General features: G+C 60.6%; 23 protein-coding genes and 1 pseudogene. 15 read left to right on the top strand and 9 right to left on the bottom strand.

Annotated elements, in window-relative coordinates; translation table 11 throughout:
* Positions 1-227: 227 nt before the first annotated feature.
* Positions 228-677, bottom strand: coding sequence for a hypothetical protein (locus tag ACK2SD_RS17860; protein WP_039576210.1), 450 nt, complete (start codon positions 675-677; stop codon positions 228-230).
* A gap of 103 nt (positions 678-780) precedes the next feature.
* Positions 781-1,023, bottom strand: a complete 243-nt coding sequence (locus tag ACK2SD_RS17855) for a hypothetical protein (protein ID WP_412460476.1) — start codon at positions 1,021-1,023, stop codon at positions 781-783.
* A gap of 356 nt (positions 1,024-1,379) precedes the next feature.
* On the opposite strand from ACK2SD_RS17855, the gene ACK2SD_RS17850 reads away from it, so the two are divergent.
* The 4 genes from ACK2SD_RS17850 to ACK2SD_RS17835 all read left to right on the top strand — a co-directional run bounded on the left by ACK2SD_RS17850 (position 1,380) and on the right by ACK2SD_RS17835 (position 4,207).
* Positions 1,380-1,973: an N-acetyltransferase family protein gene (locus ACK2SD_RS17850; protein WP_412460475.1), complete on the top strand. Its 594-nt coding sequence runs from the start codon at positions 1,380-1,382 to the stop codon at positions 1,971-1,973.
* A complete protein-coding gene (locus tag ACK2SD_RS17845; protein WP_412460474.1) occupies positions 1,970-2,329 on the top strand; it encodes a cupin domain-containing protein in 360 nt (119 codons plus the stop codon). The genes ACK2SD_RS17850 and ACK2SD_RS17845 overlap by 4 nt, the downstream gene beginning before the upstream one ends.
* A 261-nt stretch (positions 2,330-2,590) precedes the next feature.
* Positions 2,591-3,211, top strand: coding sequence for a LysE family translocator (locus ACK2SD_RS17840; RefSeq protein ID WP_295484822.1), 621 nt, complete (start codon positions 2,591-2,593; stop codon positions 3,209-3,211).
* A 9-nt stretch (positions 3,212-3,220) separates the two neighbouring features.
* Positions 3,221-4,207 (top strand): quinone oxidoreductase family protein, encoded by a 987-nt coding sequence (locus tag ACK2SD_RS17835; protein ID WP_412460473.1) that lies wholly within the window; start codon positions 3,221-3,223, stop codon positions 4,205-4,207.
* Here the strand turns inward: ACK2SD_RS17835 and ACK2SD_RS17830 are convergent.
* Positions 4,187-5,104 carry a LysR family transcriptional regulator gene (locus ACK2SD_RS17830; RefSeq protein ID WP_412460472.1) on the bottom strand — a complete coding sequence of 306 codons (918 nt, stop codon included), beginning with the start codon at positions 5,102-5,104 and terminating at the stop codon, positions 4,187-4,189. The genes ACK2SD_RS17835 and ACK2SD_RS17830 overlap by 21 nt on opposite strands.
* Positions 5,105-5,215: 111 nt before the next feature.
* On the opposite strand from ACK2SD_RS17830, the gene ACK2SD_RS17825 reads away from it, so the two are divergent.
* From ACK2SD_RS17825 to ACK2SD_RS17815, 3 genes are read left to right on the top strand one after another with little or no spacing between them, the layout of a single operon-like run.
* Positions 5,216-6,340 (top strand): fatty acid desaturase, encoded by a 1,125-nt coding sequence (locus ACK2SD_RS17825; protein WP_412460471.1) that lies wholly within the window; start codon positions 5,216-5,218, stop codon positions 6,338-6,340.
* 14 nt (positions 6,341-6,354) lie between these two features.
* Entirely contained in the window at positions 6,355-6,798 is a 444-nt protein-coding gene (locus ACK2SD_RS17820) for a cobalamin B12-binding domain-containing protein (RefSeq protein WP_295484814.1), read from the top strand.
* Between the two features lie 49 nt (positions 6,799-6,847).
* On the top strand, positions 6,848-8,050 hold the full coding sequence (locus ACK2SD_RS17815; protein ID WP_412460470.1) for a methylaspartate mutase: 1,203 nt from the start codon (positions 6,848-6,850) through the stop codon (positions 8,048-8,050).
* A gap of 163 nt (positions 8,051-8,213) precedes the next feature.
* On the opposite strand, the gene ACK2SD_RS17810 is transcribed toward ACK2SD_RS17815, so the two are convergent.
* Positions 8,214-9,110, bottom strand: coding sequence for an EamA family transporter (locus ACK2SD_RS17810; protein WP_412460469.1), 897 nt, complete (start codon positions 9,108-9,110; stop codon positions 8,214-8,216).
* Positions 9,107-10,330: an MFS transporter gene (locus tag ACK2SD_RS17805; RefSeq protein WP_412460468.1), complete on the bottom strand. Its 1,224-nt coding sequence runs from the start codon at positions 10,328-10,330 to the stop codon at positions 9,107-9,109. Before ACK2SD_RS17805 ends, ACK2SD_RS17810 begins: the two co-directional genes overlap by 4 nt.
* Positions 10,331-10,525: 195 nt before the next feature.
* On the opposite strand from ACK2SD_RS17805, the gene ACK2SD_RS17800 reads away from it, so the two are divergent.
* The 4 genes and pseudogenes from ACK2SD_RS17800 to ACK2SD_RS17785 all read left to right on the top strand — a co-directional run bounded on the left by ACK2SD_RS17800 (position 10,526) and on the right by ACK2SD_RS17785 (position 14,153).
* On the top strand, positions 10,526-10,987 hold the full coding sequence (locus ACK2SD_RS17800) for a winged helix-turn-helix transcriptional regulator (RefSeq protein ID WP_412460467.1): 462 nt from the start codon (positions 10,526-10,528) through the stop codon (positions 10,985-10,987).
* A gap of 121 nt (positions 10,988-11,108) precedes the next feature.
* Positions 11,109-12,356, top strand: a complete 1,248-nt coding sequence (locus ACK2SD_RS17795; protein ID WP_412460071.1) for an IS256 family transposase — start codon at positions 11,109-11,111, stop codon at positions 12,354-12,356.
* An 84-nt stretch (positions 12,357-12,440) separates the two neighbouring features.
* Positions 12,441-12,713, top strand: a pseudogene (locus ACK2SD_RS17790) (IS3 family transposase); the annotation flags it as partial.
* A gap of 1,215 nt (positions 12,714-13,928) precedes the next feature.
* Positions 13,929-14,153: a hypothetical protein gene (locus ACK2SD_RS17785; protein WP_342649387.1), complete on the top strand. Its 225-nt coding sequence runs from the start codon at positions 13,929-13,931 to the stop codon at positions 14,151-14,153.
* 78 nt (positions 14,154-14,231) lie between these two features.
* Here ACK2SD_RS17785 and ACK2SD_RS17780 read toward each other — a convergent pair whose 3' ends face one another.
* Positions 14,232-15,506, bottom strand: a complete 1,275-nt coding sequence (locus tag ACK2SD_RS17780; RefSeq protein WP_412460466.1) for a mechanosensitive ion channel family protein — start codon at positions 15,504-15,506, stop codon at positions 14,232-14,234.
* 141 nt (positions 15,507-15,647) lie between these two features.
* On the opposite strand from ACK2SD_RS17780, the gene ACK2SD_RS17775 reads away from it, so the two are divergent.
* Positions 15,648-16,970 carry a DEAD/DEAH box helicase gene (locus ACK2SD_RS17775; protein WP_412460465.1) on the top strand — a complete coding sequence of 441 codons (1,323 nt, stop codon included), beginning with the start codon at positions 15,648-15,650 and terminating at the stop codon, positions 16,968-16,970.
* A gap of 56 nt (positions 16,971-17,026) precedes the next feature.
* Here ACK2SD_RS17775 and ACK2SD_RS17770 read toward each other — a convergent pair whose 3' ends face one another.
* Positions 17,027-17,299, bottom strand: a complete 273-nt coding sequence (locus ACK2SD_RS17770) for a hypothetical protein (protein WP_317871804.1) — start codon at positions 17,297-17,299, stop codon at positions 17,027-17,029.
* Positions 17,300-17,461: 162 nt separating this feature from the next.
* Here ACK2SD_RS17770 and ACK2SD_RS17765 point away from each other — a divergent pair, with 162 nt between their 5' ends.
* The gene (locus ACK2SD_RS17765; protein ID WP_412460464.1) at positions 17,462-19,171 is read left to right on the top strand and encodes a ShlB/FhaC/HecB family hemolysin secretion/activation protein; all 1,710 of its coding nucleotides are present in this window, start codon (positions 17,462-17,464) and stop codon (positions 19,169-19,171) included.
* A gap of 188 nt (positions 19,172-19,359) precedes the next feature.
* Here the strand turns inward: ACK2SD_RS17765 and ACK2SD_RS17760 are convergent, their stop codons facing one another.
* Positions 19,360-19,920: an RNA 2'-phosphotransferase gene (locus ACK2SD_RS17760; protein ID WP_412460463.1), complete on the bottom strand. Its 561-nt coding sequence runs from the start codon at positions 19,918-19,920 to the stop codon at positions 19,360-19,362.
* Between the two features lie 247 nt (positions 19,921-20,167).
* Between ACK2SD_RS17760 and ACK2SD_RS17755 the strand changes: the two genes are divergently transcribed.
* A complete protein-coding gene (locus ACK2SD_RS17755) occupies positions 20,168-20,578 on the top strand; it encodes a hypothetical protein (protein WP_029615210.1) in 411 nt (136 codons plus the stop codon).
* A 189-nt stretch (positions 20,579-20,767) separates the two neighbouring features.
* The gene (locus ACK2SD_RS17750) at positions 20,768-20,896 is read left to right on the top strand and encodes a PA1414 family protein (protein ID WP_295484792.1); all 129 of its coding nucleotides are present in this window, start codon (positions 20,768-20,770) and stop codon (positions 20,894-20,896) included.
* An 81-nt stretch (positions 20,897-20,977) separates the two neighbouring features.
* On the opposite strand, the gene ACK2SD_RS17745 is transcribed toward ACK2SD_RS17750, so the two are convergent.
* Entirely contained in the window at positions 20,978-22,357 is a 1,380-nt protein-coding gene (locus ACK2SD_RS17745) for a sodium:solute symporter (RefSeq protein WP_412460462.1), read from the bottom strand.
* Positions 22,358-22,428 lie beyond the last annotated feature (71 nt).

Raw genomic sequence — 22,428 nt, 5'->3', positions numbered from 1 at the left:
GCGATACTTTGCTAATGGGAATTGTTATCGATAGTGGGACGGTTCCTGTGGGAATGCAAGATGTGTTTGACCCGACATTGACTGCTATCCCGGTCGTAATCTGTGCCATGAGAGGCACCCTCACTCTCTGAGGAGCGGAAGCGTTTATTCGCGTCCGGCTGCTTTCGACCCAAAGCGGTCATAGCTGCAGGCTTTGCCAAGTCTTCAGAAAGCTTAGCCATCCCAGCCTAATCGCTGCTACTGCCCATCAAAATCCATCTTTTACCACCCTGCTGAATATCGAAAGCGAAGTCCCAGAACACTGGGTATGCCGGATGGCCCTTGGTTAGCCAAAATGAAGTTAGGGTGCTGGCCTGGTCTAGGCGCAAATGCGTGAATAGGTCCTCGAGAAGACTCAGGATTTCGGAGCGTTTTGCATCCAGATCCAGTGGGCCGTAACCGCCATCCCCCGCGTGCAGCAGTTGCTCGGTAACCTCAATGCGAGCCCCGCTTGCGGTCACGCAGGACTGCCCGCCGATGATCACTTCGTTACCGGTGGAAAAAGCGAGTTGCTCTTCAAGCGTTCTATCCAGGTCAAAGGGCCCATAGGTGTTGATCCAGACCGAATAGTTAAAACCCTCCAAGAGATGCTCAAGCCTGAGGATTTCGTTTGCACGTAAATCTTGGGTGATACGCATATGGCTCCTTTAATCAAAGCTTTGAAGCCTACGTGAGAGCTTTCAAGGCGTTCTGGCGCCAGGCCACTCGCAAACCCACAACAGAAGCCGAATTGCTCTTCAGTTACTCGTAAATTTTTCCGCAGTAAAGAAATGTCGCGAACTGCGCCCACAGGTTGGAAGGTGGAAGCCCTTGGCGAATACCAAATTCACTGTCTTCTGCCCAAGATATTGCGGCATCCAGGAAGGCTTCAACGCTGGTATTCTCCCAATCGTTGTTTGCGCGCTTATCAGCCGCTAGGGCGTGGACGAAAGCCAAGAAGGTCGTCGCGTCCATGACCTCGGCCAACTGTTCATGAAGGTCCAAGAGTTTCTCCCTCGCTAAGGTATACGTAGATAGGCATTGTCTTTCAGACGCTGAATGACCGCTTGGGGTCATTACCCGCCGCTCTTAATACTCATCTCCATACGGAGGCCTCAGTCTTATTCCGGCTATGCCGCCATCGAAGTTCCGTCCGCAGGCTTTTATCCTCACCACCTTCCGCACCCCCCAAAACCTGAGCCATCAGTCGATCACTTACCTTCGACCATCGACCAACGTCGCACGCCATACCGACAGTGTTCGCCCCGAGCATGATGCAAGCCGTTGAGCCCACCTATCCTGCCACCCCATCACAGGCGTAACTCCCGAAAACTCCCATCCGATCCCTGCGAGCACTGCACATGCCCATCGAATTCAGACCCGCTCAAGCCTCGGACGCACCCGATATCGCGCGTTTCTTTCAACTGACATCGGAGGGCATGGCCGACTACATCTGGAGCAAGCTCGCCGCGCCTGGAGAAACACTGCTGAGTGTGGGTGCGTCGCGCTATGCCAGGAAGCAAGGCGACTTCTCCTATAAAAACTGCTTGATGGCCACTTCCGAAGGGCGCGTCATCGGCATGATGCATAGCTACGCCCTGCATGAAATTCCTGACAGGCCTGTCGAGACAGACCCGGTTCTGGCGCCCTATGCCGACATGGAAATACCCGACACGTTGTATATATCCAGCTTGGCCTTGGATGAGGCCTGGCGCAGCCAGGGGTTGGGCGTTGAGTTTCTTCGCCACGCCCAGCAGCGTGCCGAGGACACTGGCCTGAAGGGGCTGTGCCTGATCGACTATGCAGAAAACCACGGTGCACGCCGCTTCTACGAGCGCCACGGTTTTCAGATCGTTAAAACCTGCCAGATCGTGCCGCACCCGATGCTGGACGTAACCGGTGAGGCCTATTTGATGTATCGCCCCAACCACAACCTGATCGAGAACAAACCATGAACAAGACACTGACCGTGTTCCGCGAACTCGATATCCAGCCGGTGCGCGACCTTCCTTTTTTTGAAGAAGTCGTGGAAGGCGATCCTCATACACTGACGTCCAAGTACTATCACGACGAACAGCAAGGTCGCATTTCCGGGGAGTGGGAAGCCAGCACCGGTGCGTGGCGCATCGACTATAAAGTCTGGGAGTTCTGCCATGTCCTGAGTGGACGCTGCGTCATCGAACTCGAGGGTGGCGCCCCCGTCACACTGACCGCTGGCGACACGTTCATCATCGAGCCGGGCGCCAAGGGTAAGTGGACCGTGCTGGAAGACATGAAAAAGAACTTCGTGATTCTCCTGCCCGCGAACTAGGCACGCGGCCGCGCATCATCGAGCGCCGCGCACGTCCAGTGTGCGGCGCTTGCGTGTTCTGCGGATTTCAGCGCGGCATCAGCGGGTATCAAGGAACAGCCAGTGGTAGTGGTGGAAGAGGGCACAGGTGCCGGTCGTAGATACCGGAATTCGTTTGCCCCATTTATGGGATATCGCTTTGCACGCGTCGCTATAACCTTATAAGTGACTGCCGATTAGACTGGGTCACGTGCAGTCCATGCCGTGACCGAGGATAACAATGTGCAAGAGATATTCAGCATCAACTGGCTGCTTTGGCTGTCGACCATGGCGCCGCTCACCTTGAGTGCAGGGCCTGGAAACTTGATGGTCGCAACATCGGGCGCACAAAGTGGCGTGCGTCGCTCGGTGCGTTTCATCTTCGGCCTGGACATTACCTATTTCCTGTTGGCAGTGCTGGTGGGGCTGGGGCTTTACCATACGCTGATGAACAGCCCGCGGCTGGTGTGGGTGCTGCAGGTGCTCGGCAGTTTCTACATTCTCTGGCTGGGCGTGCGCCTGCTGCGTCGTCCGCTCAAGGCGCCTGGGGACAAGACCATGCATCTGCAGTTTCGGGACGGCATCGTCGTGCAGTTGGGCAATGTGCAGGGCATCGTGATGCTGCTGGTGATGTTTTCCACGTTCATGCCTTCTGGAGAGACCAGCAGCACCGCAGTGCTGATCTTGAGCGCTGCACTGATCTCGCTGAACTTCTTCTCCCATGTGGTCTGGGTATCGATGGGCTCGTCGGTGCAACGGCTCATCCAGGCGCGACCCAAACTGCTGGTGGTCCAGAACGCGTTGTTCGGGTTGATGCTGATCGCGGTGGCGGTCTGGATTTTCCTGCGCACCGGCCCGCTGTAAGGAGGCTGCATGACCCACGCCCACGCTGTTGTGTTTGCCATGCCCGGAGAGCCTCAGGTCCTCGAACTCCAACAACACCCCTTGCGGGCTGCCGGGCCTGGGGAGATCACCGTCGCCATCGAGGCAGCCGGGGTCAACTTCATCGACGTGCACCGGCGCTCCGGGGCGCTTGAGGACGGCTCCGCTTTTCCACGGAGCCTGGGCATGGAGGGTGCGGGCAGGGTGGTCGACTGTGGACCGCAGGTGCGCGGTGTCAGTATCGGCGACCGAGTCGCTTTCGTTGACAGTTCCACGGGCAGCTACGCCAGTCACGCCGTGCTGCCGGCCACACGAGCCATTCGCCTGCCCGATCACGTTTCGAGTGAAACTGCCGCTGCGGTGATGTTCAAGGGATTGACCGCCGAATACCTGACCCATCGCTGCATACCGCTTGCGCCGGGCGACTGGGTGGTCTGGCATGCGGCAGCCGGTGGCGTGGGAAGCATTGCCACGGGCTGGCTGTCGGCCAGGGGCATTCGAGTCATCGGACTCGCCTCCAGCGAAGCCAAGCGCCGCCAGGTGCTGGATGCCGGCTGCTACGCGGCGCTCGATCCCGAGGCGCCCGGCGCGTTGTCCTTCATTCGCAACGTGACCGACGGCAACGGCGCCCATGCTGTATTCGACTCGGTTGGACGCGCGACCTTCGAGCTGTCGTTGGCCAGCCTGCGCCAGCGCGGTCATCTGGTGCTGTTCGGCAACTCATCGGGCGACGTGACAGGGTTCAACCTGTCGCGGCTGGGCAGCATGGGCTCGCTACACGTCACGCGGCCGTCCTTGAAGCACTACATCGGTCAGGACGCCGAGCTCGCCAGCAGTGCCGCGAGGGTACTCGCGGCGCTGTCCGACAATCTGATTGCAACGCCGCTCATCACGCGCTTGCCGCTGGCCAGGGCCGCCGAGGCCCACCGCATCATGCAGGACCGGCAAACCCAGGGCTCACTGATACTGGTGCCGTGAACCTTCGGCCACCGGCGACTGCATCTCTGTGGTTTTGTTGTGCAACAGCTGCGTGAGGTAGTCCACCACGAGATCGACGCGACCCACGCCTTGGGTCGCCTGATTGCGCAGCAGCCATATGTCGGAGCTGCGCAGTGAGCAGTCGGCCAAGACCTGGCGCAACCCGGACTGGTGTGCCACGTAGGTTGGCAGCGCGGCGATGCCCAGACCAGCTTCGACCGCCTTGAGCTGCGCGTTGAGATTGGACACGCGCATCCACGGTTTCTGTTCGCCGCTCAAGCCATTGAGCCATTGCGCCAGCGGCATGTACGACATCTCCTCGGTCCAACCAATCAGTCGGTGATCTTTCAGGTCATCCGGCGTTGCGGGCAGGGCATTGGCCGCTGCATACCGGTCGGAACAAAACAGTCCCTGTATCAACGTACCGACCCGGCGCATGGTGAAGTTGCCGTTTTCCGGCCTGCGCAGTCGGAGGATGATGTCGCTGTGGCTTTGCGTGAGTTTTGACGACACCGCCGTATTGATGAAGTCGAAACTGATCTCGGGGTATCGATCACGAAAGTCCGCCAGCCCGGGAATGATCAGGTGCGTGCCCATCAGTTCCGGGCAATCGATGCGCACCGGGCCAGCCATGCGGTCATTGGGCTGCGACATCTGACGTTCCATGAGCTTGAAACGCTCCTGCGTTTCCAGCGCCAACGGAAGCAACGCTCGGCCGGCTTCGGTCAGGAAATAGCCGTTGGGCCTTTTCAGAAACAGTACGGTGCCCAGCGATTCCTCAAGTGCGGCGATCTTGCGCGAGACCGTCGACGCCGACATTTTCAGCGAGTTTCCTGCCTCGGTCACATTGTTGGACTTGGCCACGAAGATAAAAACTTTCAGGTCATCCCAGTTCACGTCCCTGCTCACTCAAAAATGAAAAATCGATCTCCACGTATTTCTATTCGAAATAGCGAGAGGCCACGGTACAGTTTTTTTCGATGGAGCGAACTCGTAGAGGAAACAAGGATGATACGTAACTCGATGCGCACCCCTCCAGGGTTCATGCAGCCATTTTTGAGCTGGCTGACCGCCAAGCCCCTGCCTGAAGATCTTCATCAGGTACGTGTGCTGAAGCCCATTCACCATGTTCTTGTATCAACAGTCTTAATTGCATCGGGCGTGGTCTTGGCCGGGGTTGGCTACTTGCACGGTAGCGTCGTCGTGTGGGCACTCGGCTTCGTACTGGCCACCGGCGGTATAAAACAGATGCAGGTGATGATCTGTCACAACTGCGCCCACGACATGGTGTTTGAAGAGCGTGAAACAAACGTGGCCGTGGGTCGCATCATCTCTGGGGTATTGATGCTCAAGCCCTTCGATACCTATAAACGTGAGCACGCGCTGCATCACAGTTCAAAAACCCTGCTGACCGACGATGACGACCCCCTGTCGTACCTGCAGGAAGTGGTGGGGTTAAGACCGTCCGACAGCGTCGCCACCATGTGGACCAAGCTGGTCTGCGCGGCGCTGTCACCGCTGGCGATCCTGCGCTCGTTCTGGAGCCGAGTGAAGGGCACCGCGACCGCGTCGAACCGCGTTGTCGCGGGCCTGACACTGATGTTCTGGGTCTCGGCCAGTGTGCTGGCGGCAGCCTTGGGTCATTTCGATCTGTTCATCATGGCCTGGGTGGTGCCGGTGTTCGCCGGCTACCACATCAGCACCACTTTCCGCCTGGCGGCCGAGCATACCTGGCCCAGTGTGGAGGTCCTGCAGCGGCGCGGTATCGACTTCATCTGCGAAAGCACCACTGGCGTATTCATCGGTGAAGCGTTGCGCATACCGCAGTCGGCGAGCGCTATTCAGCGCACGGCCTACATCAGCCTATGGCTGGTCAAGATGCTGGGTTTTCATTTGTTCATCCGCGTGTTCGTGATGGTCGGGGACACACCGTGCCATGACTTCCACCACCGCCGTCCGCGCTCTAAAGATTGGCCTAATTACATCACCGCGCGTGAGCGCGATCGGCTCGACGGGTCGAAACCGTTTCCGACCAACTACGCCGACCATTGGGGCTATGTGAACGCTGTCACCGTCAACTTTCGCAACTTCCAGAATGCACTTCCGTATTACGCAAGCCGAACAGCACCTTAAAAAGGATTTTAACGATGACGTTCAAAAAAACTGCACTGCTCAGCACCGTGCCCTCAGACTCGCATAGCTGGAATCTGGTGTTCATGGAGTTCTTGCTCAACGACTTGGGCTACAAGGTGGAAAACCTCGGTCCCAATACGCCGATGGACGACGTCATCGCGCGACTCAAGCGCAATGGCTGCGCGATCGTTGTGATCAGTACGGTTAATGGCCACGGCTACCTGGAAGGCGCCGAACTCGCACGACGCATTCGCAGCGAGACCCATCACCGCGATGGACTCTATATCGGCGGGAAGATCTGCACTGAAAACGACGCCCGCACGATCGCCCGGCACAGCGATACGCTGCGTACTGCAGGGTTTGACGAGGTTTTCGACGACAGCGTGGCGAATAGCTTCGATGCCTTCCAGGCGCTGGTCACCGAACAGCTCTACCCGCAACAGCAGGTCGCCCTATGAGCGCGTATGCGGCGCCATCTGACACAGGGATCGGCAGAGGCTTGCCAGCATGATCGACTTCAACGCTCACGTGCTTGAGCAGTTCGACCAACATGGGCCAGTGCTCCAGCCGCGCATGGGCTTCAGCGACCCCGGCCTGATGCAGGCCGGGCTCGAGGCCACTGCGGCCAGTCGCGCCAACACCGTCTGCACCATTACCCTCGATGCATTCACCCGCGTGAACAACCTGGAGGCGGCGCAACGGGCGATCGACAGTGCATCCATGCTCAACGGCTACCCGATCGTGAACCATCCGCCGGCGAAAACCTGCGCGATGCTCGACCAGATCAGTACGCGCTATCACCTGCCGGTGCAGATTCGCCATGGCTCGCCCGATCCGTTGCACATCTTCGAGCGCATGGTCGAAATCGGCCTGGCCGCCACCGAAGGTGGGCCTATTTCCTATTGCCTGCCTTACAGCCGTACGCCGCTGCGTGAAGCGTTCGGCCATTGGGAAAAAGCTTGCCGGGTGCTCAGCGCAGGGGGCGAGCATAGCCACGTCGAGAGTTTTGCCGGCTGCATGATGGGGCAGATGTGCGACCCGGTCATCCTTGTGGCGCTCAACATTCTGGAAGGGCTGTTTTTGCGCGCGCATGGCATCAGGACATTGTCGTTTTCCTACGCCCAGGGCACCTCACCGGTGCAAGACCGCGCCGCCGTAACTGCATTGCAACAACTTGCCAGCGAGTATTTCGCAGCCGGCAGCTATCACGTCGTCGGCTACGTGTTCATGGGCTTTTTCCCACGGACGCTGGGCGGGTTTTGCCGGATCACCGGTGATGCACTCGGCATGATTCGATCCACCGGTGTGCAGCGTGTGATTATCAAAACGCCTGTGGAGTCTCGGCGTATTCCTCGCATCGAAGAGAACATCGCCGCCTTGGAGTACGCCAGCTATTGCCTGCATACGGAGGGCGTGTTGCCGCAAGTGCCGTTCGACGCGCAGGAGTATGTCCGCATCTTGGACGCATCCAGGCAATTGATCGAAGGCACGCTGGCGCGCGACACCCACTTGTCCGAAGCGATACTCAGCGCATTCGACAGTGGGTTTCTATCGATTCCCTATTGTCTTCACCCCGATAACAAACGAGGTGCTGGCACGGTGCTCACGGCAGACAACTATTACGTCGGTTTCGTGGGGGACCGAGTGGAAAATGCCTTTTCTTTCCTCGCGGCGTTGCGGCAGAACATCCAGCATTATGACGGGGTATAGAGGTCGAGACGGCGATCGTAATGGCTCGGATCACCTTGCGAGGTAGCCGCTTCGTGAGGGGTGATTTGCGCATTTCATTCAAGTCCAACCCTGAATGGCTGGGTGGGCTTTCGAGCTTGAATGAGGATAGACCCGAGCTGCCGAACCTAATCGTTTCATCGTTTCATCGTTGCGGCGGTGTCAGTCGGTCGATGACCCCGCCCACGATCCGCTTCCCATAAAGCCCAACCGCCAGCCCCGATACGATCAGCACCACCGCAACGATCTTGCTGAATGAAAGCGCCTCACCAAAGACCATCACCGAACCCACCATACCGAACACCGGTACCAGCAGTGATAACGGTGCGATGGTCGAGACGGGGTAGCGTTTCATGAGCGAATTCCACACCCAGTAGCCGAACAGGGTATTGGGGTAGACCTGAAACAGAATGGATAGCACGGCGCTCGAGTCCAGGTGGGTGAGCAGGGCGCGATACCCGCGGGTGCCGTTCACGGCATAGTCGAGCGCGAACAGCGCAAGGGGAGAGAACGCGCTGGACCACACCAGAAACGCAAACACTTGGGTGGTCTGCGCTTTCTTGTTGATGACATTCGCCACGCTCCACGCCAATGCGCCCAGCAGCACCAGCGCCAGGCCCGTCATCGTCACGCTGCCGTCGACGATGGAGGCAATGCTGAGCAACCCGCACAGGGCGATGATCATTCCGGCCACCTGGTAGCGCGACACCTGTTCGTTGAAGACCTTGGCGCCCAGCACAAGGGTGAAAAACGCGCTGAACTGCAGTACCAGCGACGCGATGCCCGCCGACAGTCCCGACTGGATGCTTAGATTGACCATCCCCCACAAGCCAACGCCGAACGCTAGTCCATACCCCACCAGGTAGCGCCAGGGCACATCGGGCTTGGGGATGAACAGGATGGCGGGAAGCGCGCAGAGGGTGAAGCGAAGGCCGGCCAGGATGAAGGGATCGACGCTGGCAAGTCCCAGCTTGATCACCGAGAAATTCAGACCCCAGATGGCGGTGATGGAGATGGCGAGCAGCAGGTGTCGGAATTTCATTGCGAGCTTCCTGGGCGGGCGGTTGAGCTGCGGACGGTCAAGCACCACAGGATCAACGCGGCAGCGCTGATCGTGGCGCCCAGCAGGCATACGGCAGGCCATCCCCAGTGCACGTAGACCTGGGTCGCCACGGCCGCGCCGAGTGCGCTGCCGATGGCGTAGAACAGCATGTAGGCGCCGACCATGCGGCTCTGGGCATCCGGTCGTGCGGCGAAAATCAGGCTCTGGTTGGTGACGTGGACGGCCTGGACGGCGAAGTCGAGCACCACCACACCGCATACCAGGGCGATCAGCGAATGCTGGGCGAAGCCGATGGGCAGCCAGGAAAGCGTCAGCAAGACCAGGGCGATAGCGCTGACCCGTTGGCCCAGGCCCCGATCTGCCCAGATACCGGCCCGCCTGGCGGCCAATGCGCCAGCAACACCTGCCAAGCCGAACAGGCCGATGGATGTGTGGGACAACGACAGCGGCGGGGCGCTCAGCGGTAGCACCATCGCCGTCCACAACACGGAGAAGGCGGCGAAGACGAGCAGCGCCAGCAATCCCCGAATCTGCAATACCGGTTCGGTCAGTAGCAGCGTGAACACGGAGCGGAGCAGCGCACCATAGGTGCTCCCGCGTCGCTGCGGCGGGGCGTCGGGCAAGCACTTGGACAGCACCAGGGTGAGTATCAGCATCAACCCCGAGGAGAGGCCGTAAACTGCCCGCCAGTCGGCCAGGTCAGCGATCAGCCCTGAGGTAAAGCGCGCCAGGAGAATCCCCAGCACGATGCCGCTGGTGACGGTGCCGACCGCCTGTCCGCGTTCTGACGGCGTCGCCAGCACCGCGGTGTAGGCCACCAGCACTTGAGCGACCACTGCCATCAGACCGACGACCACCATGGCGCCCAGCAGCATCAGCCAGGCCTGCGACGCGCCGACCGCCGCGAGCGCGAGGGCGCAGAGTGCTGTCTGGGTGAGTACGAGCCGCTTGCGATCAACCCGATCGCCCAAAGGAACGAGCAGCAGCAGCCCCAGCGCATAGCCGACTTGCGTCATCGTGACCACGCTACCGATCAGCCCCGGTGCGACGTCCAGGCTTCGAGCCATCGAGGCGAGCAGGGGTTGGGCGAAGTAGACGTTGGCGACGGCCAAACCGCAGGTCACCGATAGCAGCAGCGTGAGGGAAGGGTGCAGGCCAGGGAGGTGCTTGTCATGACGTTGATCGGTGCTTGATGGCATCCGTGATCGTTGGGGTTGCGGTAGGCGACCCTGTGAGGGCTTAAATTCGGCTGTCATAACGCATTCCATCCGGGTAGTCTGGTTGCAAACTGAAACCATTTGGAATCATGATTTATTCCTGTTTCAAATTGCAACCAGATTTTTGTGGGACGAAGTCACTTGACCTGAAAAGTCCCCTATTTCAGAAGGTGAGAAATGGCTGAGATATCTTCGCCCGATCCTCGGGAATGCCCTGTCGCCCGGTCGCTCGAGGCGATCGGAGATCGCTGGTCGCTGATGATCGTTCGTGATGCGTTCGACGATGTGCGTCGGTTCAGCGAATTCCAGAAAAGCCTGGGCGTTGCCAAGAACATCCTGGCATCGCGGCTCAAGGCATTGGTGGAAGTGGGCGTGTTCGACGTGCGTCCAGCCTCGGATGGCAGTGCCTACAAGGAGTACGTGCTGACGGAGAAAGGGCGAGAGATCTTTCCGATTGTGGTCGCCCTGCGGCAGTGGGGCGAGCGGTTCGCGTTCGAGCCGCATGAGACACGCTCGGTGTTGCTGGATAACGCATCGGGCGAGCCGGTGATGACGATGGCGGTGCGCTCGGTGAGCGGAGAGGTGCTTGGGCCGGGGGATTGTCATCGGGTTAGGGTGGTTGCTGAGGGGCTTGAGTGAGGCGTCAGTGCGAGGGTATCAAGGCTTTTCAGACAGAGCCTGGACACCTCCAAGCCTCATAACGAGGCCGGGTATGTCAGAAATTTTGTGTTCGGGCATAACATGAGCAAGAGGTGCATGTATGCCAACCAAGAAAAAACCCGTGCGTGACCTACCAAAAATCCCCAAGGAGCTGCTTGAGCAGTTCGGTGAGGGCCTGATGACTGCGGAGGCTATCGAAGATGCCTCTGCGGCGTTCAAGAAGGCGCTGATCGAACGGGCCTTGAACGCCGAGCTCAGTCACCATCTGGGGTATCTGCCGGGCGCGCAGCGCCCAGAGGATGAAACCAATCAGCGCAATGGCAGGACTGGCAAGACGGTTCTGACTGGAGAGGGGCCGCTGCGGCTGGATATCCCCCGTGATCGAGACGGTAGTTTTGCGCCCATTCTGATTCCCAAACATGAGCGCCGTTACACCGGTTTCGATGACAAGATCATCGCCATGTATGCCCGAGGCATGACCGTTCGGGAAATTCGCGCATTCCTCTCCGAGCAATACGGAACGGATGTTTCGCATGACTTCATCAGTTCGGTCACGGCCGAGGTGATGGAGGAAATCGGCGCGTGGCAACAGCGGCCGCTGGAGCCGATGTACCCGGTTATTTTCTTTGATGCACTGCGAGTCAAGATTCGCGAAGAAGGCCTTGTGCGCAATAAAGCGATTTACTTGGCGCTGGGCGTTCTACCCGATGGAACGCGCGATATTCTCGGGATCTGGATCGAAAATACCGAAGGTGCGAAGTTCTGGATGAAGGTCTTCAATGACCTCAAGACGCGCGGCGTTGAGGATGTGCTGATCGCCGTCACCGACGGCCTCAAAGGGATGCCAGAGGCGCTAAGCGCCGTGTTTCCGGCCACCACGCTGCAAACATGCATCGTCCACTTGATCCGCAACAGTCTCGATTATGCGGCGTGGGATAAGCGTCGTGATCTGGCCAAAGCGCTCAAGCCGATCTATCAGGCCATCAACGCCGAGGCGGCTGAGCAGGCACTGGATGCCTTTGAAAACGGCCCTTGGGGCAAACAGTACCCAACGGTAGTTGCGGCATGGAGAAGAGCCTGGGATCGAGTAATTCCATTCTTTGTCTTCCCGTCAGGCATTCGAAAAGTGATCTATACGACCAACGCGATCGAAAGCATCAATGCCCGGCTACGCAAGATCATCAAAACGCGCGGTCACTTCCCAACGGATGAGGCCGCCACCAAGCTGATCTGGCTGGGGCTGCGGAACATCACGGCAAACTGGGGCTCAGCGGCCCATGATTGGAAAAATGCGATGAATCAATTCGCGATTCTGTACGGAGATCGATTTATCAGGCCGACCTGGTAAAAGCATGGCCAGCCTGAGGGCAGGCCGTTATCGGCCCGCACACAAAAAATCTGACACTCTCACGAGGCCCAAACAGGAGGGGCCATGAGTTGTCAGCGTCACCTCGAAGAATTCAAGATCGAAGCGGTCAAGCAAGTGATCAAAAAAGCAAACCTGCTGCCGATGTCGCCCAGTGCCTGGCGACGTCCGAGTACGGCCTGTATCCCGGATCAAGGTCTACAGCAAACCCCAAGTGCAGCGTTAGCAAGACGATGATAAGGGCCGAACGGCATACACTGCGAGCAGCACTCAAGCGGGTGACGCAAGAGCGAGACATTTTGAAGAAGGCCGCCGCGTACTTGCCAAGGTGTACGGCTTTAGTACGCGCTCATCAAGAATTCCACGATGACCGTAAGCGTTCGTTGAAGTCACTTTGCAGGGCTTGGGCGCCCATCGACTTGGCTGAAGGTGGGCGAGGCAGGATCGCCCTATGATTCGGTGAGTCCACATCTGATAATGCCTCGGATACCACTATTCAAGGCAGGGCCAAACATGGACTCCCGTGCAACTCGCTACGCCTTATTTGTCTTTTCCGTTTTCATAATGTGCCAACCAGTACAAGCATCGACGTGGCAAATTTGCCGTATGGAGCTACATATCACTGATGTGTTGAAGCATCCCCACCCAGCACTACAGGCCCAAGTCGTGAAGGTAAGCCCGGCATCGACCACGGCAGAATGCCCGGAAAAGGGGGCGACTCTAACATTCGTACCGGAAGCCGCTGATTATCAAAGCACGCTCCCGCGCCGGCAGTGGCCCAAAAAAGGCCAGACGATACACATCAACTATCGATATCTGGATGGGACCTGTAAAGGCGATGGCCATCCCCATGAGTGCCGTGTTGAACACTATCCCTTAGGCTCTGCCTGAAGAGCCTTGAGACTCGTTGATGCTGCGTTGAAAACAGCCTGAAGCGCCAGCCCGGTCGGAGTGCTCATGTACTCCAGTACACTGCGCTTCCCTAGGCTGGCAGCCTCACGCTTGAAAGTTGGGGTGAAGGTACGTCGTTGTCTACTAACATCGAACACCTCTGTATTGCGAGCATTCTCGCCTACAAAGGTGTCCGGGGTTAGTAGACCACTACACAATCACTTTCGTATCGATACGCATCTCACCCTCACCTTTCCCAACTTGCGCCATCCCCCGCACCCAGCTAAATTCTCCCAGTCGCCGATGCATCGGCGATACGACCTTGGCCGGTCGGAATCGAAAGGCGCATCAGCGCCAAATCGTCATCGCAGGCGCTTTTTTGTGCCCGTGATGTCGAGTCATGGCAGTGGTGCGCGGGACACCTTCGGGTGTGCCGGGCTCCTTTCGTCCCGGTCGGCCAACCCGCGTACTGCTGCCACCTCAACTTGCTTGGCCGCAAGCGGTGGCAGTTCCACAACGAAAGGAACTCATGCATGACCACTGCACATCCGTCGAGGATCCTCGCATTCGCGCTCCGCCCCCGTTTCCCGGTTCCGGTACCGCGAGCCCAGCGTTTCTACCGCCCTCACAGCCCGTTCACCCGCAAACCGAAGCAGGTGTCCCATGACTGACCATGAACGGCTTTCCTCAATCCAATCTTACGCGTGGACCCTGGAGTTACTGGGCGAGGCCCTGGCTCAGCAGGATGCGCTGCTGGAATGCGAGCACAACCCGCACATGGGAGTTCGAGGTGCAGCGGGGATTCATCAGGCGATCCGCATCATCAGTCGGTTGACGGCGGAGGAGTGTGGGAGGGCAATTGAATTGGCGGGGCATCCTGGCGAGTGATGCTTGGCTTTTCATTGCAGGGGCCGCTCTGCGGCCCTTGCGCGGCATAAGTCGGGACGCCGACCCGCAGCGCCACTTTCAGGCCTCGCTCATCCGCTCGATCCGCGCGGCCAGCCCCATGCGCATATCACTCCCACTCGGCTGCTGATACACGCTCAACCCAAACTCCGGCAACACCGCCAGCAGGTAATCGAAGATATCCCCCTGAATCCGTTCGTAGTCGGCCCAGGCGGTGGTGCGGGTAAAGCAGTACACCTCCAGCGGCACACCTTCGGCGCTGGTCTGCATCTGGCGGACCATGCAGGTCATGTTCGGGTGCACGTCGGGGTGATTCTTCAGGTAGGCGAGGGCGAAGGCGCGGAAGGTGCCGATGTTGGTGAGCTTGCGGCGGTTGGCGGCCAGCTCTTCGACCAGGCCCTGGGCCTCGTTCCAGTCGTGCAACTCCTTGCGCTTGGTGGCGAGGTAGTCGCCCAGCAGGCGCACGCCGGACAGGCGCTGTTCTTCCTGCACGGTGAGAAAGCGCACGCCGGTGGCGTCGATGAACAGGCTGCGCTTGATGCGGCGCCCGCCCGACTGCTGCATGCCGCGGTAGTTGCGGAACGACTCGCTCATCAGGCGCCAGGTGGGGATGGAGACGATGGTCTTGTCGAAGTTCTGCACCTTCACCGTGTGCAGGGTGATATCGATCACATCGCCATCAGCGCCCACCTGGGGCATCTCGATCCAGTCGCCGACGTGCAGCATGTCGTTGCTGGTGAGCTGCACGCTGGCCACGAACGACAGCAGAGTGTCCTTGTACACCAACAGCAGCACCGCCGACATCGCACCCAGGCCCGAGAGCAGCAGCAGCGGCGAGCGGTCGATGAGGGTGGCGACGATGACGATGGCGCTGAACACCCACAGCACCATCTTCGCCAACTGCACGTAGCCCTTGATCGAGCGGGTGCGGGCGTGCTCGGTGCGGGCGTAGATGTCCAGCAGTGCGTCGAGCAGGCACGACAGGGCCATGCTCAGGAACAGTAGGGTGAAGGCCAGGGCCAGGTTGCCGAGGAAATGCTGCGCCGTGTCGGACAGTTCCGGCACCAGACGCAGACCGAATTGCATCACCAGCGACGGGGTGGTTTGTGCCAGGCGCTGCAGCACCTTGTTATGGCGCAGGTCTTCGATCCAGCGCAGCGCCGGTTGCCGCGCCAGCAGGCGGCTGGCGTGCAGCACCAGAAAGCGCGCGATGCGTCCCAGCACCAGCGAGATCAGCAGCAGCACGCCCAGGCCCAGGGCCGCGTGCAACAAAGGGTGCTGGTCGAGGGTGCCCCAGAGGTCCAGGGCGTCGACCCAGAGTCGTTGGATATCCATAGCGAAAAGCGGTCTGCAGTTACCTGACGAGGCGCCATTAGAGCGCGGAAGCGGGGCCGGGTGCCAAAAGAAATTCGGCGTCGGCAGCGGAAAACGTTAACCTATGCAGCCGAATTGTCCGCATCTACCTGAGGTACACCCGTGTTTTCCCAATTCGCCCTGCACGAACGCCTGCTCAAAGCCGTGGCCGAGCTGAAATTTGTCGAGCCGACCCCGGTGCAGGCGGCGGCCATCCCCCTGGCCCTGCAAGGGCGCGACCTGCGCGTGACGGCGCAGACTGGCAGCGGCAAGACCGCCGCCTTCGTGCTGCCGCTGCTCAACCGTCTGGTCGACCTCAGCGGTCCGCGCGTGGAAATCCGTGCCTTGATCCTGCTGCCGACCCGTGAGCTGGCCCAGCAGACCCTCAAGCAGGTGCAACTGTTCTCGCAGTTCACCTACATCAAGTCTGGCCTGATCACTGGCGGTGAAGACTTCAAGGAACAAGCGGCGATGCTGCGCAAGGTGCCGGACGTGCTGATCGGCACGCCGGGCCGCCTGCTCGAGCACCTCAACGCCGGCAACCTCGACCTGTCCCACGTGCAGGTGCTGATCCTCGACGAAGCCGACCGCATGCTCGACATGGGCTTCGCCGACGACATGGAGCGCCTGTGCAAGGAGTGCGAGCAGCGCGAGCAGACCCTGCTGTTCTCCGCCACCACTGGCGGCGCGGCGCTGCGCGACATCATCGGCAAGGTGCTGAAGGACCCTGAGCACCTGATGCTCAACAGCGTCTCCCAACTGGCCGAAGGCACCCGCCAGCAGATCATCACCGCCGACCACGACCAGCACAAAGAGCAGATCGTGCAGTGGCTGCTGGCCAACGAGACCTTCGACAAGGCGATCATCTTCACCAACACCCGGGCCCTGGCCGACCGCATCTACGGTCACCTGGTGGCCAAGGACGTCAAGGCCTTCGTGCTGCATGGCGAGAAGGACCAGAAGGACCGCAAGCTGGCCATCGAGCGCTTCAAGCAGGGCAGCTCCAAGGTGCTGGTGGCCACCGACGTGGCCGCGCGCGGCCTGGACATCGATGGCCTGGACCTGGTGATCAACTTCGACATGCCGCGCAGCGGCGACGAGTACGTGCACCGCGTCGGCCGCACCGGGCGTGCCGGTGGCGAAGGTCTGGCGATCTCGCTGATCACCCACAACGACTGGAACCTGATGTCGAGTATCGAACGCTACCTCAAGCAGCAGTTCGAGCGCCGGGTGATCAAGGAAGTCAAGGGCACCTACAGTGGGCCTAAGAAGGTCAAGGCGTCGGGCAAGGCGGCGGGCGTGAAGAAGAAAAAGACCGACAAGAAGGCCGCTGACAAGAAGGCAGTGGCCAAGCGCAAGCCGAGCGCCAAGCCGCGTCCGAATGCCCCGCTGACCAGCGCTGATGGCCTGGCACCGCTGAAAAAGCGCGCGCCGAAGGCCGAGTAATTGCATAACGGTGCAGGAGCGGCGCGAGGTCGCTCCTGCACAGGCATGGCCAGTGATTATCCTGCCTTGCGCTCCGCTTCCTTCAACTCCTGAATCCGCTTGTCGATCAGTTGGCATTTATCCGGCAGGTCCTTGCTCGCCGTGCCCAGCTCCATGCCTTGGAGTTCTTCGTTGATTTCCTTGGCCTTCTGCGGGTTCTGCTCGGTCAAGTGCGTCACCAGCCCTGCCAGTTCCTCTCGTTTTTGCGTCGCCTCGTCGGGCGTGCAGGCCCAGGCGGGCAGGGCGCAGGACAGGCTGGCGAACAGGGTCATGCGGCACAGAACGTTCATCGTCGTTTCCTCCTTGTGCAGTCACAGGGTGGAGTAGCGCCCGGCGGCAAAGGTTCAGGTCAATGACCCAGAGGGCTTGGTTGTACAGATGATGGCAAATTGACGTCAAAAAGCCATGAGGTTATGCTTCGCCCCCGTTTTTTACCGTCCAGGGACTGGAACATGGCGACATGGTTTCGCACGCGCGCCGCTCACGCGCTCCTGCTGCTGACTGTTGGTTTCTCCGGCGCCGACGCCCTGGCCGCCACGCCGCTGGAGCAAGACCTCATCCGCGATCGTCAGGACCGCCTGCTGCAAGAACAGCAGCGGCGCCTCGATGAGCTGCGCGACCTGCCTGGTAACACGGCGACGCCCAGCAGCCAGCCGCTGCCCGAAGACACCCGCTGCTTCACCATCCGCACCCTCGAAATCAAGGGGGCCGACAGCCTCAGCGCCGCCGACCGCGAGCGTCTGACCAAGCCCTTCATTGGTCAGTGCCTGGGCGTCAGTCAACTCAATGTCTTGCTCAAGGCCATCACCGACCTGTATCTGGACCGTGGCCTGGTCACCAGCCGCGCTTATCTGCCGCAGCAGGACCTGTCCAGCGGTCACCTGCAGGTGCTGGTGGTCGAAGGGCGTGTGCAAGGTCTGCGGGCTGACCCGGCCAGCGGTCTGTTGCCGCGTGAGATCGCCATGGCCTTCCCCGGCCGTGAAGGCGAGGTGCTCAACCTGCGCGAGATCGAGCAAATGGTCGATCAGCTCAATCGCCTGCCTTCGACCCGCGCGCAAATGGAGCTGCTGCCCGGTGACGCCGTCGGCGCCAGTGTGGTGCAGGTCAAAGGCCAGCCCGACAAGCCCTGGCGCGCCTCGCTGTCGCGCAACAACGAAGGCCAGCGCAGCACCGGCGAGCAGCAGGTCAACCTGGGTTTCGAATGGGACAGCCCCCTGGGCCTGGCCGACCAACTGACCCTGCGCGGCGGTCACGATGTGGTCAGCGACCACACGCAAGGGTCGAAGAACGGCACGCTGGCGTACAACCTGCCCTGGGGGTGGTGGAACTTCAGCTACAGCTACAGCGAGTCCGATTATCGCTCCGAAGCCCAGGCCAACGGCTTCACGTTCAAGCAGACCGGCGACAGCCAGAACCACCAACTGCGCGCCGACCGTGTGCTGCACCGCGATGCCACCAGCAAGACCTCGGTGAACGTCGGCCTGGCGCACCTGCGCACCAACAACTACATCGAAGACAGCCGCCTGCAAGCCAGCAGCAACCGCCTCAGCGAAGCGCAGTTCGGCATCAACCACGGCCGGCGCATCGGCACCGCCTTCGTCAACCTTGACCTTGGCACTCAGTCGGGCATCGGCGCCTTCGACGCCCAGAGCAACGGCCATCCCCAGCCCGGCGAGCCAGTGGCGCGCTACCGCAAGTACACCGCCACGCTGAGCTACGTGCAAGGCTTCCAGGTGCTTGGCGAGAACCTGTCCTTCTCCAGCCTGGCCACCGCCCAGCGCAGCGAGGACGTGCTGTTCAGCCCGCAGCGCATCAGCCTCGGCGGGCTGTCGTCGGTGCGTGGCTTGAAGGATCAGTCGCTGTCCGGGGACAGCGGCGCCTACTGGCGCAACGACCTGCGCTGGACCCGACCGGTGACCTGGCCGGTGTTGCAGCCGGTGATCGCCGAGTACGGGATGGGCCTGGGCTATGACCTGGGCGTGATCCGCAACGATCGCTATAACGGCGACCGTCACGGCCGCGCCAGTAGCCATTCGCTGGAGTTGTTCGCCCGGGGCCGGCACCTGGCTGCCAGCGTCACTTTCGCCCATAGCCTGGAGCGCCCGGACGCCGTGCCCGACAAAGAGCGTCCGGTCTATTTCCGGCTCGACTTCTTCATCTGACGGTCGAGTCGTACGCCTTGTCCATTCTTCGTGAAAGGGCCATCGCCTGGGGGCGTGTGCCTCGGGGATTCGAGATATGGAGGGGCTGCCCTGAGCAGCGCTGTGTCTTTGCGACCTGCGCCGAAGGTGGCGAGGATCGCGCTGTGTTGGTGTGTTTCAAGCTTGGGGCGTGATTGCAGGGCAGCCAGTCAGCACGCTCGCTGTGACCGACTCCAGAAGCCCACCGGTACGTGATCCACCAGCCACACACCATTGTCCGCTTGATAGAACCTCGCGCCAGCGTCGCGCATCTTCGCCGTATCGATCTCCAGCAACACGGGCTCCCCGTAGCGTTTGCCCACGCCCAGGGCAGTTTGTGGATCTTCGCTGAGGTGCACATGGTGACGTGTGCCGGCTAGCAGCCCCTGGCGTTCGATGGAGGTCATGAAGCGGCTCGCGGTGCCGTGATAGAGCAGGGCCGGAGGCGTTTTCTCGACATGCTGAACATCCACCTGATCGGTGCTGTGGCCTTGGGCGGCGCGGATGTAGCGGGCGTCGTGGGAAAGGGTGAAGCGCTTCTTGTCGTTGGTATCGACCACCTCGCGCAGCGCAGCGAGGTCGAAGTTGCGCCCGTGTTGGGCGGCGTTTTGCAGCAGGGTATCGACTTCGGCCCAGCCATCGCGGTCCAACGTCAGGCCGATGGCGTGAGGTGCATGGCGCAGTACATAGCTAAGGAATTTGCTTATTTCGTCACGCTGTTTTTTGTTCAAATTCGAGTTCCTTTTTGTCTTTTCCTTTTTTTTGGCGTAGGAATTGTCGCCTTTGCACTCCCCGTGCTCAAGGCATCAGTGCTCAAGGCATTGGACTGACAAGCGCTTTGCCTCCTACCGCTATCGACCGAGCGGTGCCCCGCCTGAACGCACGATGCCATTGACCAGCAGACGTTTTGAACGCCAGCGATACGCCGCCGGTCCCACCCTCTGTACAGCCCTTCGCCCATTGACCGAGGCCACCGCCATGAGCACGAGCACCTACGACTGGGATCTGATCGAACGCCTGCTGCACGAAGTGCAGAACGGCGCAGGTGAACATTTCACTCCGCGCCCCTACGCCGAACAGCACGCGGCAGCGCTGGCCAGTGCCGGTGAGCCAGTGGGCGATGTGGACCGGCTCAAGACCCGCGCTTGCGAATACGAAAAGCTGTTGCTCGACCGTGGCTTCATCGCCCCGCGCCCTGAAGAGGAGGGCGGTAATGGCGAGAATTTCGTGCTGACCGAACGTGGCTCGCGCCTGCTCAGCCTGATCGACAGTGCCATTCCGGGCGCCGACAGCCCGCGCTTGCGCCTCGATCAGGAGAGCGATGCCTTGGACGCCGCCACCTTCGACAAGGTGTCGGCCAAGCCGCAAATCACCCCCGGAGCGGTGTAGGTATCGCCATCGGCAACAAGGTGAAACAGTTAACCGACCGTCGGCTGGCGCCTTTCGCGCTTGATCTGCGGCAGAATCGGCCCTATGTGTAGGATTAGACGCAGGCGACAATCAGAACATCCGACTATGATCTGTTTGACGCACCGCAGAACCGCTTCGCCGTGAGGCTGACCCGTAAAGGGGGCAATGATGAATAAACCAATGACCAACTGGCTCCATGACCTCGGCGTCGCCTTGGGTCTGATTCCGCCACCGCTGCAGCCGGTGCCGATTCCCAGCGACGCAGAACAGCGCAAGCGCCAGCCCCGTCGGCGCTGACCGCGACAGGAAAAAGGCCGCCGCCTCCTTGAGCAGGAGGCGGCGGCCTTTTGCGTTGCGGGCGAAAACTCCAGTCGTGGATCAGGCCAGGTTGACCGCTGCCATCGGCTTGCGCGACAGCAGGCTGACCACGATGAAGCTCACCAGACCGACCGCCAGGCTGTAGTAGATCGGCGAGTTGGCTTCCAGGCCATCCTTGACCATGAACAATAGTGCCGTAGCGAAGCCCAGCGACATACTGGCGATGGCGCCGGCGGTGGTCGCGCGTTTCCAGAAGATCGCTCCGATCAGCGGGATCAGCATGCCGCCGACCAGCAGGTTGTAGGCCAGGGTCAGAGCGGCGATCACATCGTCCACCACCAGGGCGATGGCCAGCATCGCCAGGCCGGTCAGCAGGGTGAACAGTCGGTTGACGTTCAGGCTCGACTGCTTGCCGCCGCGTAGCCGTGGCAGCAGGTCCTCGGTGAGGGTGGTCGAGGCGGCCAGCAAGCAGGCGCTGGCGGTGGACATCATCGCCGCCAGGGCAGCGGCCATCAGCAGGCCACGGATGCCGTCGGGCAGGGTGGTCTTGATCATCTCGGCGAAGGCGTTGTTGGGGTTGGCCAGGTCCGGCAGCAACACATGGGCGGCCATCCCGATCAGCGCGCAGGCCAGGCCGTAGATCACGCAGTACACACCGGCCGCGGTGCCGGCGCGCTGGCACACCTTGGCGTCACGTGCGGTGAACACTCGCTGCCAGATGTCCTGGCCGATGAGGATGCCGAAGAAGTAGATCAGGAAGTAGGTGACGATGGTGTCCCAGCCGATGGTGGTGAGCTGGAAACTCGCCGCTGGCAGCTTGGCCACCAGGCTGTCCCAGCCGCCGACCTTGAACACGCACACCGGCAGCAGGATGAACATCAGGCCCACGGTCTTGATGATGAACTGGACGATGTCGGTGAGGGTCAGCGACCACATGCCGCCGATGGTCGAGTACACCACCACCACGCCACCGCCGAACAGCAGCGCCATCCAGAACGGCACATCGAGCAGCACCTGCAGCACGGTACCCATGGCCAGCGTCGAGACCACCGCGATCATCAATGCATAGACCAGCATGATCACCGCGCTGGCCTGGCGCGCCATGGGGTTGTAGCGGCGCTCCAGCACCTGGGTCACGGTGAAGATGCGCAGGCGCAGCAGCGGTTTGGCCAGGAACAGGTTGAGGGCGACGATGCCCAGGCCCAGGGCTGCGCACAGCCAGAAGCCGGAAATGCCGTGCACGTAGCCCAGGCGCACGGTGCCGACGGTCGAGGCGCCGCCCAGCACGGTGGTGGCCATGGTGCCCATGTACAGCGTGGGCCCCAGGTTGCGTCCGGCCACCAGGTAGTCTTCGTGGGTTTTCGCCCGACGCATGCCGTACCAGCCCAATCCCAGCATGCCGACGGCGTAGATCAGTACAACGATGATGTCCAAGGCCATGGGTGTCTCCGATTATCTTTATTATGCGAGATCGATCCGGGCACGCTGACCGCGCCCGGTGCTCCTCATCG

The sequence above is a fragment of the Pseudomonas sp. SC11 genome, assembly GCF_047039205.1.
Classification (GTDB): Bacteria; Pseudomonadota; Gammaproteobacteria; order Pseudomonadales; family Pseudomonadaceae; genus Aquipseudomonas; species Aquipseudomonas boreofloridensis.
Note: the sequence above shows the minus strand (reverse complement) of the source record. Positions and strands in the feature narration are given on the sequence as shown.